The following is a 14,784-nucleotide window of genomic DNA, read 5'->3' as shown; positions in this document are numbered from 1 at the left end:
CACTCACTTCGCGTCGTGGAAGATCACACCGACGGTGTGACGATGGCCGGACCTGATCCGGCTGACGCCGTGGCGCAGATTGACACGATACGGCCCGCGCGTCCCCTGCACCGGACGATGATGCACGGCAAACGCCACCGCATCGCCCTTGGTCAGCGGCACCACCTCGGGCCGCGACTGCATCCGCGGCCGCTGCTCGGTCAGCACGAACTCGCCGCCGGTGAAATCGCGCCCCGGCTGCGACAGCAGGATCGCGACCTGGATCGGAAACACGTGCTCGCCATAGAGGTCCTGGTGCAGGCAGTTGTAGTCGCCGTCGCCATATTGCAGCAGCAGCGGCGTCGGCCGCGTCTGCCCGGCGTCATGACAGCGTTTGAGGAACGCGGTGTGCGACGGGGGATAGCTGATCTCGATCCCCATCGTCTGGTTCCAGCGATTGGCGGTCGCGGTCAGCCGCGCATACAGCGCCGGCCGCAGCTCCGCGATCAGGTCCGGCAGCGGATAGGAAAAATATTTGTACTCGCCGCGGCCAAAGCCGTGGCGGCCCATCACGACCCGGCTACGGAACCGGCTGTCGTCGGGATACAGCGCGGCGATGGCATCACATTCCGCTGGTGTCAGCAGACCATTGAGGACGGCGCAGCCCTGCCCGTCGAGGTCGGCCGTGATCTGGTCCCAGGGGAGTCCGTCGATGCGGGCGAGGCTGTTGGTGGATGCGCGGGTGAGGGTTTTGGCTGTTGCTGTCATGGGGCGGAATCTGGCCGATGATCGCGGCCCGCGCCACCCGATTTCCGGCGGGTAATATCCGGGACAGCGCCCCAAGCTCCCCCGTCGTCCCGGCGAAGGCCGGGACCCATAACCACCGCTTCGCGTTTGGCGAAGGCTGGGGCCACAGCATCGCTCCACAATCACCATTTGTGGTTATGCGTCCCGGCCTTCGCCGGGACGACGCGTGGAGAGAGTATCGGTCCGATCTATGAACGCACGCGCAGAAGCTATTTAGCCCCGCACCGGCAGCGTCACCACGTCGTAGCCGTGGCTGATCTTGCGCTTCAGCACCGGGTCTTCCAGCTCGAACTCGAAGCGGCTGGCCGGTCGGATGCCGCCCTTGGCGGCGAAGGTGCCGCCGAACATGGCGCAACCGTCGGGCAGCTTGCCGCCATCGAAGCCGCGCGCGATCAGGTCGTTCACCGGCAGCATGTGATCGAGGGTGCCTTCCTGGTAGAGCACGCGCTGGCCGCCGATCGTGGCCCAGGAGCGCAGGATCAGCTGGTCCCAGTGGCCGATGACATCCTCGAGCTCCCAGAGCTCGGACGCGACAGGCTTGTCGCACATCTGCTTCGAGACGGTGACGCTGTAGCTCTCGACCTTGCGGTCGGTATGGTCGGAGCCGCAGCCGACGAAGATGCGGCCCTGCCAGCCGATCAGCACGAACTCGACCTCGCCGCTCGACTCCTCGCCGCAGACCTCGATCGCATCCGCGAAGGTAAGCCGGCGCGCCGAGCAGCGGTAATAGATCGGCGTCGTCGCGGGCCGGGCGATGCCGAGCGCCTCGAGCTCGGCGATGTGCTTGTCGCGCGCCACCGGATCACGGCCGGTCCAGCCGGCGATCACGGCTTGCCGGATTTCCAGCGTGAGCGGTGTTGCCACGCCCTTATCGTCGACATTGAAGGTGAGATCAAACACGGATGACGGTCTCCATTCCGGCCGCAAGCTCGAAGATGCGGCGATCCGAACCGCCCGCGGCGGCGAGCATCAGGCCGACCGGCGCTTCGCCCTGGCGATGCGCGGGCAGCGAGATGGCGCAGCCATCGAGCACGTTGATCAGCGAAGGATTGCGCAGCGCGCGCAAATTCTCGGTGGCGAACGCCTTGTCGTCGGCGAGGCTGGCAATGGTCGGCGGCAGGTTCGCGGTGGTCGGCAGCACCATCGCATCAAAGGGCGCAATCCGCGCCTCGGTGCGGGCGATGAACGAGCGCCGCGCGTTGATGAGGTCGATATAGTCGGCCGCCGGAAAGCCTTCGCCGCGCTGGATGCGGACGGCGACGCGCGGATCGTAGATGTCGCCCTTGCTCGCCAGCAGGAAGCGGTGCCAGGCATAACTCTCGGCCGCGGAGAACCCGCCTTTGGTATTCATCACGCCGACATCGAGCAATTCAGGCACCTCGATGCGTTCGATCAAGGCGCCGGCGCGCGACAACGAAGCCAGTGCACGCTCGAAGGTCTTTGCGACGGCATCGTCGAGATCGTCGAGCGCGACCGTAGTCGGCACCGCGAGCCGCATGCCCTTGACCGGGCGCGGCGCGATCGGCGTCACCGGCTCGTCGGCCAGCACGGCATCGAGCGCGGCGCAGCAGGCCACCGAATTGGCCAGCGGGCCATAGCTGTCCAGGGTGAACGACAGCGGCACGCCGCCGGCAAGCGGAATCCGGCGCTGCGTCGGCTTGTAGCCGACGATGCCGTTGAAGGCGGCCGGGATCCGGCAGGAGCCGCCGGTATCGGTGCCGAGCGCACCGAACGCCATGCCGTCGGCGATCGAGACCGCAGCCCCCGAGGACGAGCCGCCGGGCACATGGCCGACGCTCCGGTTCCAGGCGCTCTTCGGCGTGCCGAAATGCGGATTGATGCCGATGCCCGAATAGGCGAACTCGGTCATGTTGGTGCGTCCGATCACGATGAAGCCGGCGCGCTTGAGCCGCGCCACGGCGGGCGCATCGGCCTCCGCCGGCGCGGAATCCTCCAGCGCCCGGGAGCCTGCGCGCGTCACCTGCCCCTTGATGTCGAACAGGTCCTTGATCGAGATGGGAATGCCGGCAAACGGCGACGGCGCGGCGTTGGCCTTGCGCAGCCGGTCCATCGCATCGGCGGCTTCCAGCGCCGCCTCGCGATCGACATGGATGAAGGTGCGCTGGCCCTCGCCTGTGGGATCGGCGATCCTGGCGATGCATTGCTCGACGAGCTTGCGGGCGGAGGTCGCGCCGCTGGCGAGATCGGCGGCAAGGGAGGCGAGCGTCGGGTTGTTCGGCATGGCTTTCACTTCACAGTTGGGGCTCGTTGTCGCCCGAATAGCCTGCGCCGATCCGGGTCACTTCAGTCCGAAATAGGCGCGGTGCAGCTCTTCATTGCCGCTCATCTCGGCAACCGTGCCGGAGAAGCGGATGCGTCCGCCTTCCAGCACGAATACGCGGGTGGCAATCTCTAGAAAACCGATATTTTGCTCGGCAATCAAGAGTGCCAATCCGCGGCCCTGCAGGCTCGACAGGGCCCGCAGCACCTCCTTGACGAACAGCGGCGACAGCCCGGCCGAGGGCTCGTCCATGACCAAGAGCTTCGGCTCGGCCGACAGCGCCTTGGCGATGCCGAGCATCTTGCGCTGGCCGCCGGACAGGCTGGAGGCCGGATCGCGGCGCTTGTCGCGCAGCACCGGAAACAGGCCGTAGAGTTCGTCGACCCGCGCACCCGGATTGGCATGGCCGAGCGCCTGCGCGCCGACGCGGATGTTCTCCTCGATCGACAGATCGGGAAATACCGCAAGCTCCGACATGTAGGTCATGCCGCGCTTCATGCGATCCGACGATCGCATCTTCGTGATGTCCTCGCCGCCGAGCCTGATGTGGCCGCTGCGGGCTTCGATCAGGCCGACCAGCGATTTCAGGAAGGTGGTCTTGCCCGCGCCGTTGGCGCCGAGCAGCAGCACGGTCTCGCCGGGGCGGACGTCGAGATCGACGCCCCACAACACCTGCATGGTGCCGTAGCCGGCATCGACGCCCCTGGCGTCGAGAAGCGAAGCTGCATCAGTGGGCATGCTCGCCTCCCAGGAACACTTCAATCACCTGCGGCTCGCGCACCGCGCTGGCAAGCGTGCCTTCAAAGATCTCCTTGCCCGCGTTGAGCACGATGACGCGGTCGGTGATCTGTTCGATGAAGCCCATCAGATGCTCGACCACGATGATCGCCATGCCGGTCGCGGCCAGCGCCTTGATGCGGCCCGCAATCCAGTCGAGCTCCGCCGGGTTGAGGCCGGCCGCGAGTTCGTCGAGCAGCAGCAGCCGCGGCCGCGTCGCCAGCGCGCGGGTGAGATCGAGCATCTTCTGCTGCGCGCTGTTGAGATCGGCGGCGGGACGGTCGGCGACCTCCTTCAGCCTGAAATCCTCAAGCAGTTCGGCGATCGCGGGCGCCCCGGTGGCACCGCCATAGGCCAGCGCCACCTGGATGTTCTCGCGTACCGTGAGCGACAGGAACGGCTTCGGCACCTGAAAGGTGCGGTTGATGCCGCGGTGGACCAGCTTGTGCGAGGCGACGCCGCCGGATGAGACATTGTCGAACACGACCTCGCCGCCGTCGGGCGCATAGAGACCGGAGATGACGTTGATCGCCGTGGTCTTGCCGGAACCGTTCGGGCCGACCAGGCCGAGTATCTCGCCGGGCACGACGTGGAAGCTCAGGCCGTCGAGCGCGTGGAAGCCGCCGAAGCGCTTGACCAGCTTCGAGACCTTGAGGATCGGGGTTTTCTCAGGGGACATGCCACCCCCTGCGGGTTGCCAGCGACACCAGCCCTGCGGGCAGGAACAGCACCAGTCCCATGATCAACAGGCCATAGATCAGCTGGAAATATTGCGGCGTGGTGAAGCCGATCAGGTTGTAGATGCCATAGAGGATCAGCACGCCGACGATCGGTCCGGTGATGGTGGCAACGCCGCCGAACAGCGCGAACACGATCGCGAAGATCGAGAACTCGCCGGAGAACACGTTGTCGGGATAGAACACCGAGACGTACCAGGCGTAGATGCCGCCGGCGAGACCGGCGACCAGCGCCGAGGCGAGCCAGGCGATCACCCGCATCTTGATGATGTTGACGCCGGCCATCGAGGCCGACACCGCATCCTCGCGCACGGCCTGCAATGCAAGCCCGAACGGCGAGTTCTTCAGATACACCACCGCGCCGACTGTCAGCGCCATCACCACCACGGCGGCGTAGTAGGCGTGGGTCGGGTTGAAGGTGCCGGTGAGCGACACGCCGTACGGGCCCTTGGTGATCCCCTCCAGCGCGGGGTTGGCGACGAAGTGCAGCACCGCGAGCGAGGCCGCGAGATTGGCGATCGCGAAATACGCCCCCGACAGCCGCAGCAGCGGCGTCAGCAACAGGCCGAGCGCGACCGCAACAAGGCCGCCGACCAGCACCGCGAGCGGCGCCGGCGTCTGCAGATGCATCACCATGATGGCGAAGCCGTAGGCGCCGGCCCCGAAGAAGCCGACATAGCCGAACGGCAGATAGCCGGTGAAGCCATAGATGATGTTCACGCCCTGCGCGAGGATCAGGAAGATCACGAAGTTGAACAGCAGCAGATGGTTTTGATAGACGCCGGGCAGCAGTGCGAACACCACCACCAGCGGCGCCAGGATGAACAGCAGGTGTTTCGAGGCGTTATGCAACGCGCACCCGCCTTCCGAGCAGACCGCTCGGGCGCAACAACAGGATCACGATCAACAACACATAGGGCAGCAAGTCGGCCCAGGAACTGAGATAGGTCTGCACCAGCATGTAGCAGAGGCCATAGACGACACCGCCGAGCGCCGTCCCTAAGGGATTGCCGAGCGAACCGAGCACGACGATGGCAAACGACGTCACCGTCGCATCGGCGCCGAACGCCGGCGTCACCGAGCCGAACATGAAGGGCGCGAACACGCCGGCAACCGCCGCGATGCCGAGCCCGATCCCGAACGCCGCAGCCGAGACGCGATCGACATCGATGCCGGTCGCCAGGGCCTCGTCACGGCGCGACATCACCGCGCGGGTCAGGGTGCCGAGCCGCGTGTGGTAGAGATAGAGGTAGACGAGCCCGATCGCGACGAGGCTCGTGATCGCCGCGATCACCCACGGCGCGGGAAAGCCCTGGCCGAAGATCTGGATCGGCCCTGTCCCGCCCGGCTTGCCGCCGAACAGCTTGACCTTGATGGTCGAGAATACGGTGCCGAGCAGCCGGCTCTGGATCGAGCGTTCGCTGGTGCCGGCGAAGATCGTGGTCACCGCCTCGATCACCTGCGACAGGCCGAAGAACAGGATGATCGACAGCATTTCCGGATTGGCCGAGCCTTGCAGCCGCGGCACCAGCACCCAGTAAAGCAGCACGCCGGCGAGCACGAAGACCACGAAGGCCAGCGGCACCGCGAACAGCGGATCGATCCCGGCGATGCCGACCACGCCGAAGGCGATGAAGGCGCCGAGCATCAGGATGTCGCCATGCGCAAGGTTGACGATGCGCATGACGCCGAACACGAGGTTGAGACCGATGCCGACCAGGCTGAAATACAGCCCGAACAGCACGCCGGCAACGAGCGCATAGGTCATGCTAGCGCTCGCCGCCGAAGGTTACGCCTGCCGCTTCAGACTGCATCACGGCGCCGGATAGATCGGCTTGCCGGTGGCGGTCTCGTGCGGGTAGATCGAGACGAACTTGATGTGGTCGTGCTCGTCGACCGTGAGCTGACCGAGCGGCGTCAGTTCGCCGATCTGGCCGCCGGTCTCGTCCAGCGCGAAGGTGCCGTCCAGGGTCTTGAGCTGGCCGCTGAGCGAGAACACCGCGCGGCGCAGCTCCATCTGGTCGAGGCTGGTCGCAACCGAGAGCGTCTTCTCGATCACCAGCGCCGTGGTGTAGCCGGCCACCGCGTTGAAGCCGAACTCCATCTTGCCGTCGTTGTATTTCTTCAGCCAGGCTTCGCGGAAATCCTTCATGGTCATCCCGAAATTGACCGGATAATCCAGCTCGGACGGCGGCACATAGGTCCAGATGTGCTCCAGCCCCTTGGCGCCGACATTCTTCTCCAGCAGCTCGGTCTCGAGGCCGGCATAGATCGCGAACAGCATCTTGAACTTGGTGCCGACATCCTGGACGTTGCGCAGGAAGGCGATGTCGTTCGGCGCATAGCCGAAATGGATCACCGCATCGGGATTGGTCTTGCTGATGTTGTTGATGATGACGTTGTAGTTGGTGGTCTCGGTCGGAACGCCCTGGTCGTAGACGATCTCGATCGGCGCGCCGGAATCCTTGACGAACTTGCGGAACGCATTGGCCTGGGTGCCGGTGAATTCGTTGGTCGCGTAGAGGATCGCGACCTTCTTGATGCCGAGGCCAGGGCCGTCATGGCTGATGAAGTCGGCGACCGGCTTCGGCCAGATCGTCGACACCGGGTCGGCCATCAGCGCGATATAAGGATTGTCCTTGGAGAAGAAGCTCGCGCCGGTGCCGGTCTGGTCGAACAGGAACATCTTGTGATCGCGCGCGATCGCGACCGCGGGCGCCGTCAGCACCGATCCGGAATCGGCGACCAGGAGATCGACCTTATCCTGGGTGATCAGCTGGTTATAGAGCGTCGAGGCGGTCGCGGTGTTGCTCTGGTCGTCATAGGAGACCAGCTTTATCGGGATCTTCTTGTCGAACGCCTTCACGAAGACGCCGCCCTCGGCGTTCTTCTGCTCGACCCACAATTTCAGCGAGCTGTAGACCGGCATCGAGATCGAGGCGTAGCGCCCGGAGGACGCGTACAGCGTGCCGATCTTGATCTCCGACGGTGCGTCGGCGGCGATTGCCTGCGCGGCAAATGCGAGGCTGGCAGCGAGTGCCGCGCCGATGATCCTCAGCATGATATTATTCCTCCCGGGTATCTTGGACGTGTCTCGAACGTATCTTGGAGCCGTGTTGGACGCGGCCCTTCTACGCGCCGGATCGAGGCGACACAAGCATCGCAGCCTTAGCAATTGTGCGAGGGGCGGAATATGCGGCATGCGCCGGACACAGGCCGCTGCGCAGGGCATGGATGGACCGTTGACGGGCCTCGGTCCGATGGCGCATCAAGACCGGAACGACTTCGGGAGGAAACATCAGCCATGGCCGAGCCAGCGCGCGCGAAACCAAAACCGACACCTGAGACCCAGCATTTCTGGGACGGCACCAAGGCCGGCGAGTTGCGCCTGCAGCGCTGCGACGCCTGCGCCAATGTCTACTTTCCGCCGCGGCCGTTCTGCCCGTCCTGCGCCTCGCGCAAGGTCTCGGTATTCAAGGCCAGCGGCAAGGGCAAGCTGTACAGCTACGTCATCAATCATCGTCCCGCCGCACCCGGCTTCACGCCGCCTTACGCGATCGCCATCGTCGAGCTCGACGAAGGTCCGCGCATGATGAGCAACATCATCGATTGCCCGCAGACGCCGGAAGCGCTCGAGCTCGACATGCCGCTCGAGGTCGCCTTCGAGGCGCTCGACGACAAGATCACCCTTCCCCTGTTCCGTCCGGCGAAAGGGTAACGCGATGCGCAGGAACCAGGTTGCCGTCGTCGGTGCGGCCGAAACCACCGAGCTCGGCGTCATCCCCAACATGTCGCAGATCCAGCTGCACGCGGACGCGGCGCTGAATGCGATCGCGGACGCCGGACTGAAACTGTCGGACATCGACGGCTTCGCCACCGCGGTCGAGACCCCGCAGCAGATGGCGCACTATCTCGGCATCACGCCGACCTGGGTCGACGGCACCTCGGTCGGCGGCTGCTCCTTCATGCTGCATGTCCGCCACGCCGCCGCCGCGATCGAGGCCGGCCTGTGCAAGACCGTGCTGATCACCCATGCCGAGAGCGGCAAGTCGATGATCGGCAAGCAGCCGCGCTTCACCGCGCCCGACAGCCTCAATGGGCAGTTCGAATCGCCGTTCGGCGTCTACGGGCCGCCGAGCATGTTCCCGATCCCGGTGCTGCGCTTCATGAAGACGCACGGCATCACCCATGAACAGCTCGCGATGGTCGCCGTTGTGCAGCGCGAATGGGCGGCGAAGAACCCGCGCGCGACCATGAAGGACCCGATCACGGTCGCCGACGTGCTGAACTCGCGGATGATCGCCTATCCGTTCCGGCTGCTGCAATGCTGCCTCGTCACCGACGGCGGCGGCGCGCTGATCCTCACCTCGGCCGACCGCGCCAAGGATTTCCCGCAAAAGCCGGTCTACATCCTCGGCACCGGCGAGAGCGTCGAAACGCCGATGGTCAGCCAGATGAAGACGTTCGACTCGTCGCGCGCCTTCAAGGTGGCAGGTCCCCTGGCGTTCAAGGAGGCCGGCATCACCCACAAGGACGTCGATCATCTGATGATCTACGACGCCTTCGCGCACCTGCCGCTGTACGGCCTCGGCGACCTCGGCTTCATGCCCCATGAGGAGACCGGCAAGTTCATCGCCGACGGCAACACCCGCCCCGGCGGCAAGCTGCCGCTCAACACCAATGGCGGCGGCCTCAGCTACATGCACTCCGGCATGTACGGCATGTACGCATTGCAGGAGAGCGTGCGGCAGATGCGCGGCATTGCACCTGCGCAGGTGCCGAACGCCAAGATCTCGGTCTGCCACGGCGTCGGCGGCATGTTCGCTGCGTCAGGCACGATCATCTTTACGAACGAGAAATAGTCATTCGTCATTCCGGGATGCGCCGTCAGGCGCAGGCCACAGATGCGCAATTGCGCATCGGGGAATCCATCGTGCGGCAAAATGGATTCCGGGCTCGCGCTTCGCGCGCCCCGGAATGACGACGAAGAGAGCAATCGAAAGCGGAGAACCCACATGGCAAAATCACTGCAGGATAAAGTCATCATCGTCACCGGCGCGGGCCGCGGCATCGGCCGCGAGATCGCGCTGCTCTGTGCGGCGGAAGGCGCCAAGGTCGTGGTCAACGATCCCGGCGGCGCGGCCGACGGCGGCGGCTCGAGCGCGGCCCCCGCCGAGGAGGTGGTCGAGGAGATCAAGAAGCGCGGCGGCACCGCCGTTGCCAATTTCGAGTCGGTGGCGGAAGCCATTCCGGCCAGCAGGATCGTGAAGACCGCGACCGATCATTTCGGCCGGCTCGACGGCGTGGTCAACAACGCCGGCATCCTGCGCGACATGATCTTCCACAAGATGAGCGTGGAAGCCTTCGAGGCCGTCATCAAGGTGCACCTGATGGGCTCGTTCTATGTCAGCCACGCCGCGGCGCGGATCTATCGCGAGCAGGAACAGGGCTCGTTCGTGCACTTCACCTCGACCTCCGGCCTGATCGGTAATTACGGCCAGGCCAACTACGCCGCCGCCAAGCTCGGCATCGTCGGGCTGTCGAAGTCGATCGCGCTCGACATGGGCCGCTTCAACGTGCGCTCGAACTGCGTTTCGCCGTTCGCCTGGACCCGCATGATCGGCACCATCCCGACCGAGACCGACGCCCAGAAGGCGCGCGTCGAGAAGATCAAGCAGATGGGCCCGGAGAAGATCGCGCCGGTCTGCGCCTACCTGCTTTCGGACGCCGCCAAGGACGTCACCGGACAGATCTTCGGCGTGCGCATGAACGAGATCTTCCTGTTCGGCCAGCATCGTCCGGTGCGCTCGGTGCATCGCGGCGAAGGCTGGACGCCGGAGACCATTGCCGAACACGGCATGCCGGCGCTGAAGGCATCGTTCTCCCCGCTCGACCGCTCGGCGGATGTCTTCACCTGGGATCCGATCTGATCCTGCGATCTGATCCGATCTGACAGTTTTATGAAAAAGTCGCCTCCGCGAAGCCGCGGGGGCGACACACTCCTTGGTTGTTTTTTCATGGCGTGCCCGCATTGTGCCAGAATTGCGGGCGCATGATCGTCCTCCCCATAACAAAAAGCCTGGGAGGACTTCGTGACAAATCCAAACAACACAGAGCAACACGAGGCCGACGGAACGAAGGCGTTCGACCGTCGAACCATTTTGCGCGGTGCAACCGCGCTTGCTGCGACGGCGATGGCGGCGTCCGGTGCATCCGCGCGCGACTACGGCCGCAATGCGGAGCCGCAGCGTTATCCCGATCCCGACATCGTCGTGATCGACGACAAGCGCTTCAAGGCCAAAGTCGGCAACACCGCGATCAAGCGGCTCTACACCGGCTGCCTGTGGGCGGAAGGCCCGGCCTGGAACGCGCAGGGCCAGTATCTGGTGTGGAGCGACATTCCGGCCAACCGGCAGTTGCGCTATCTCGACGATGACGGCCACATCTCCGAGCAGTTCCACAAGCCGTCGAACGAGGCCAACGGCTCGACCTTCGATTTCGAGGGAAGGCAGATCACCGCCGAGCGCACGCGGCTGGTGCGCTACGAGCACGACGGAACCGTCACCTCATTGGCGGAGCAGGCGGGCGGCAAGCAGCTCAACGGGCCGAACGACATGGTCGTCCATCCCAACGACAAGTCGATCTGGTTCACCGATCCCGGCTACGGCGCGATCTCGATCTATGAGGGCCAGCGCGCCAACACCGGCTCGAACCAGCCCTACCAGAAGGAAGCCGTCTACCGCATCGATGCGTCCACCGGCCAGATCACCAAGGTCGCGGACGAGCCGTTCAAACCGAACGGCATCGCCTTCAGCCACGACTACAAGAAGGTCTATGTCTGCGACACCGGCATCACGCATTATCCGAACGCCAAGAACATCGTCTGGCAGTACGACCTCAACGGCGACAAGCTGTCCAACCCGCGCACGCTGATCGACATGACGCTGGACGGCAAGTCGGGCTTCCCGGACGGCATGCGGGTCGACATCGACGGCAACATCTGGGTCGGCGCCGGCTGGGTCGGACCGGGCTATGACGGCGTGCAGGTGTTCGCGCCCGACGGTCAACGCATCGGCCAGATCCTGCTGCCGGAAACCTGCGCCAACCTCACCTTCGGCGGCAAGAAGCGCAACCGCCTGTTCATGACCGCGAGCCAGTCGCTCTACGCGGTGTATGTGGAGACACGGGGCGCGCACAACTGCTGATGCTGTCGTCGTCCCGGCGTAGGCCGGGACCCATTAGCACCGCTGTTGATTGCTCGAAAAGGCTGGGGCCCAAACCGTTCACGACACGGCCAGTTGTGGTTACGGGTCCCGGCTTTCGCCGGGACGACATTGAGGCTAGTCGCTCTTCCTCAGTGGCTAACCGCTATTCCTCAACCCCGCGGAAATGCCGTTGATCGTGATCTGAATCCCGCGCAGCACCTGCTCGTCCGGGTTCTGCGCGCGATGCTCTTTCAACAACTCGACCTGCACGTGGTTGAGCGGATCCATGTAGGGGAAGCGGTTGCGGATGCCGCGTTCCAGCAACGGGTTGCCCTGCAGCAGCCGGTCGTGGCCCATGATGTCGAGCAACGTCTCGATCGCGAGATGCCACTCGCGGCGGATCTGGCCAAAAATCTTCTCGCGCAGGGCGACGTCGGGCACCAGTTCGGCATAGCGCGAGGCGATCGCGATCGAGCTCTTGGCCAGCACCATGTCCATGTTTGATAGCAGCGTGCGGAAGAACGGCCATTCCTTGTAGAGCTCCTGCAGGAACGGCATGCCCTGCTCCGGATGCTGCGATATCCAGGTCTCGACCGCCGCGCCGAAACCGTACCAGCCGGGCAGCATCAGCCGGCATTGCGCCCAGGAGAACACCCAGGGAATGGCGCGCAGGTCCTCGATCTCGCGGGTCTTCTTGCGTGAGGCCGGACGGCTGCCGATGTTCAAGGTCGCGATCTCGTTGATCACGGTCGAGCCCCAGAAGTAATCGGCAAACCCCGGGGTCTCATAGACGAGCCCGCGATAGGCCTTGAAGGCGAGCGCGGAAATCTCCTCCATCGCCCTCAGATATTCGGGGCGCGGCGCGCTCTGCCGCGGCTGCAGCAGGCTGGTTTCCAGCGTCGCCGCGGCGAGGATTTCCAGATTGCTGCGGCCGACCTCGGCATTGGAATATTTCGACGAGATGATCTCGCCCTGCTCGGTGATGCGGATCTGGCCGTTCACCGCACCGCCGGGCTGCGCGATGATCGCATCATAGCTCGGACCACCGCCGCGGCCGACCGAGCCGCCGCGGCCATGAAACAGCCTCAGCCGCACGCCGTGGCGCTCGAACACCTCGACGAGGCCGATCTCGGCCTTGTAGAGCTCCCAGCCCGAGGTGACGAAGCCGCCATCCTTGTTGCTGTCGGAATAGCCGAGCATCACCTCCTGCACGCTGCCAAGGCTGTCGACCAGCTTGCGGTAGTCGTGCAGCACCAGCATGCGGTCCATGATGCCGCTCGAGGCCTGCAGGTCCTCGATGGTCTCGAACAGCGGCACGATGTTGACGGCGCTGCGGCCGGACGGATTGACCAGCCCGACCTCCTTCAAGAGCACCGCGACCTCAAGCATGTCGGACATGCCCTTGCACATCGAGATGATGCACTGGGAGATCACCTCGGGGCCGAATTTGGCATGCGCCTCGGCCGCGGCCCGGAACACCGCGAGCTCGCTTTGGGTCTCCTCGGAATATTTGACGAACGGCGAGGCCAGCGGCCGCGCGTTGCGCAGCTCCGCGAGCAGCAAATTGACGCGGGCGTCCTCGCCGAGCGCCAGATACGACATGCCGGGATTGGCGGTATCGAACAGCTCGGCGATGGTGCGCTCGTGCACCGCCGAGTTCTGGCGGATGTCGAGCCGCGCCAGATGGAAGCCGAAGCAATCCACCGCCCGCCGCAGCTGCCGCAGCCGGCCCCGCGCGATCACGCCTGAATTGTTCGCGATCAGCGAGCGGTCGAGCACATCGAGATCGGCCTGGAACTCGCTGACGGTCGCATAGGGCTCGGCCTTGCCGACCGGTGGCCTTGTGGTCTCGACCTCGAGCCGCATCGCAGTGGCAGCCAACCGCGCGTAGATGCCGGAAACTGCCAGGCGATACGGCTCGCCGCTGCGATGCGGCGAGGTGTCGGGCGAACGCTCGGCAAGGATCCGCAGCTCCTCCGAGATATCGGCAAGATGCGCCGCAAGCGACAGCTCGGCACCGAGCGCGTGCAGCTCCTCGAGGTAGAAGCTGAGCACCCGGCTCGACTGCAGCCGCAGCGTGCCGCGCATCACCTCTGCGGTGACGAACGGATTGCCGTCGCGGTCGCCGCCGATCCAGCTTCCCATCTTGAGGAATGAGGCGAGTTCACCGGCCTCGCCACCCTCCTTGTTCAGCCGGTCCTCCAGCGCGCAATGCAGCCGCGGCACCTCCTGCAGGAAGGTGTAGTCGTAGAACGACAGGCCGTTGGCGACCTCGTCGAGCACGGTCAGCTTGGTCCGGCGCAAGAGATTGGTCTGCCACAGCGTCACGACCGCGCGGCGAAGCTGCTCGTCGCTGGCCTCGCTCTCGTCCGGCGTCATCTGCAACCGCTCGCGGCGATCGAGCAGATCGGCGATCTCCATCTCGCGGTCCATCGTGCTCTTGCGTCGGACCTCAGTCGGATGCGCGGTCAGTACCGGACTGACCAGCGCGCTCTTGAAGAAGCTGCGCAGTTCGGCCGGGCTGATGCCGGCCTGTCGGGCATGGACCAGCGTCTGCTCCAGCGTGCTCGGCCGCGGCGCCCCGCCCGGGCCGCGGCTGCGCATCTGGCGGATGTTGTTCTGGTCCTCGGCGATGTTGGCGAGGTGGGAGAAATAGCTGAAGGCGCGGACGATCCGCAGTGTCTCGGCGATCGACATGCTGTCGAGGATGCCTTCCAGCTCCCGCCGCGCCAGCTTGTCCTCGTCGCGGTGGAACCGGACCGAGGTCTGGCGGATCCGCTCGACCAGGTCGAACACGTCGGCCCCCTCCTGGTCCCGCACGGTGTCGCCAAGGACGCGCCCCAGCAGCCGGATGTCGTTCCGGAGCCGCGCGTCCTCCTCCTGCGCCGTCTTATCGAGGAGGCTGGCCTCCTCGGCGCGCCTGGCACGGTTTTCGGTCTCGGAGGGCATGGTTTGGGGAGGCAAAGTCTGGGGAGACATGGCGTGGCTACTCCAGAGG

13 protein-coding genes are annotated in these 14,784 nt (G+C 65.2%); 4 read left to right on the top strand and 9 right to left on the bottom strand.

Features of this window, described 5'->3' with window-relative positions:
• Positions 1 to 3: 3 nt before the first annotated feature.
• The 8 genes from JQ507_09660 to JQ507_09625 form a co-directional block, all read right to left on the bottom strand.
• Entirely contained in the window at positions 4 to 747 is a 744-nt protein-coding gene (locus JQ507_09660) for a 2OG-Fe(II) oxygenase (protein QRI71712.1), read from the bottom strand.
• 252 nt (positions 748 to 999) lie between these two features.
• Complete coding sequence (locus JQ507_09655) at positions 1,000 to 1,686, bottom strand: DUF2848 domain-containing protein (GenBank protein ID QRI71711.1); 687 nt, start codon at positions 1,684 to 1,686, stop codon at positions 1,000 to 1,002.
• On the bottom strand, positions 1,679 to 3,028 hold the full coding sequence (locus JQ507_09650; protein ID QRI71710.1) for an amidase: 1,350 nt from the start codon (positions 3,026 to 3,028) through the stop codon (positions 1,679 to 1,681). Before JQ507_09650 ends, JQ507_09655 begins: the two co-directional genes overlap by 8 nt.
• A 57-nt stretch (positions 3,029 to 3,085) precedes the next feature.
• Positions 3,086 to 3,805 carry an ABC transporter ATP-binding protein gene (locus JQ507_09645; protein QRI71709.1) on the bottom strand — a complete coding sequence of 240 codons (720 nt, stop codon included), beginning with the start codon at positions 3,803 to 3,805 and terminating at the stop codon, positions 3,086 to 3,088.
• Entirely contained in the window at positions 3,795 to 4,523 is a 729-nt protein-coding gene (locus tag JQ507_09640) for an ABC transporter ATP-binding protein (GenBank protein ID QRI71708.1), read from the bottom strand. The genes JQ507_09645 and JQ507_09640 overlap by 11 nt, the downstream gene beginning before the upstream one ends.
• On the bottom strand, positions 4,513 to 5,433 hold the full coding sequence (locus tag JQ507_09635; GenBank protein ID QRI71707.1) for a branched-chain amino acid ABC transporter permease: 921 nt from the start codon (positions 5,431 to 5,433) through the stop codon (positions 4,513 to 4,515). The genes JQ507_09640 and JQ507_09635 overlap by 11 nt, the downstream gene beginning before the upstream one ends.
• The gene (locus JQ507_09630; GenBank protein ID QRI71706.1) at positions 5,426 to 6,349 is read right to left on the bottom strand and encodes a branched-chain amino acid ABC transporter permease; all 924 of its coding nucleotides are present in this window, start codon (positions 6,347 to 6,349) and stop codon (positions 5,426 to 5,428) included. Before JQ507_09630 ends, JQ507_09635 begins: the two co-directional genes overlap by 8 nt.
• Before the next feature lie 45 nt (positions 6,350 to 6,394).
• Positions 6,395 to 7,642, bottom strand: a complete 1,248-nt coding sequence (locus JQ507_09625; protein QRI71705.1) for an amino acid ABC transporter substrate-binding protein — start codon at positions 7,640 to 7,642, stop codon at positions 6,395 to 6,397.
• 243 nt (positions 7,643 to 7,885) lie between these two features.
• Between JQ507_09625 and JQ507_09620 the strand changes: the two genes are divergently transcribed.
• The 4 genes from JQ507_09620 (at position 7,886) to JQ507_09605 (ending at position 11,786) form a co-directional block, all read left to right on the top strand.
• Positions 7,886 to 8,299: a Zn-ribbon domain-containing OB-fold protein gene (locus tag JQ507_09620; GenBank protein QRI71704.1), complete on the top strand. Its 414-nt coding sequence runs from the start codon at positions 7,886 to 7,888 to the stop codon at positions 8,297 to 8,299.
• A gap of 4 nt (positions 8,300 to 8,303) precedes the next feature.
• A complete protein-coding gene (locus JQ507_09615) occupies positions 8,304 to 9,443 on the top strand; it encodes a thiolase (GenBank protein QRI71703.1) in 1,140 nt (379 codons plus the stop codon).
• 153 nt (positions 9,444 to 9,596) lie between these two features.
• The gene (locus JQ507_09610) at positions 9,597 to 10,511 is read left to right on the top strand and encodes an SDR family oxidoreductase (GenBank protein QRI71702.1); all 915 of its coding nucleotides are present in this window, start codon (positions 9,597 to 9,599) and stop codon (positions 10,509 to 10,511) included.
• Between the two features lie 162 nt (positions 10,512 to 10,673).
• The gene (locus JQ507_09605; protein QRI71701.1) at positions 10,674 to 11,786 is read left to right on the top strand and encodes an SMP-30/gluconolactonase/LRE family protein; all 1,113 of its coding nucleotides are present in this window, start codon (positions 10,674 to 10,676) and stop codon (positions 11,784 to 11,786) included.
• A gap of 156 nt (positions 11,787 to 11,942) precedes the next feature.
• Here the strand turns inward: JQ507_09605 and ppc are convergent, their stop codons facing one another.
• Positions 11,943 to 14,750, bottom strand: a complete 2,808-nt coding sequence (gene ppc, locus JQ507_09600) for a phosphoenolpyruvate carboxylase (protein QRI73270.1) — start codon at positions 14,748 to 14,750, stop codon at positions 11,943 to 11,945.
• Positions 14,751 to 14,784: the final 34 nt, after the last annotated feature.

The sequence above is a fragment of the Bradyrhizobium sp. PSBB068 genome, from assembly GCA_016839165.1.
Lineage (GTDB): Bacteria > Pseudomonadota > Alphaproteobacteria > Rhizobiales > Xanthobacteraceae > Bradyrhizobium.
The sequence above is the reverse complement of the archived record's forward strand: the minus strand, read 5'-3'. Positions and strand labels throughout refer to the sequence as shown.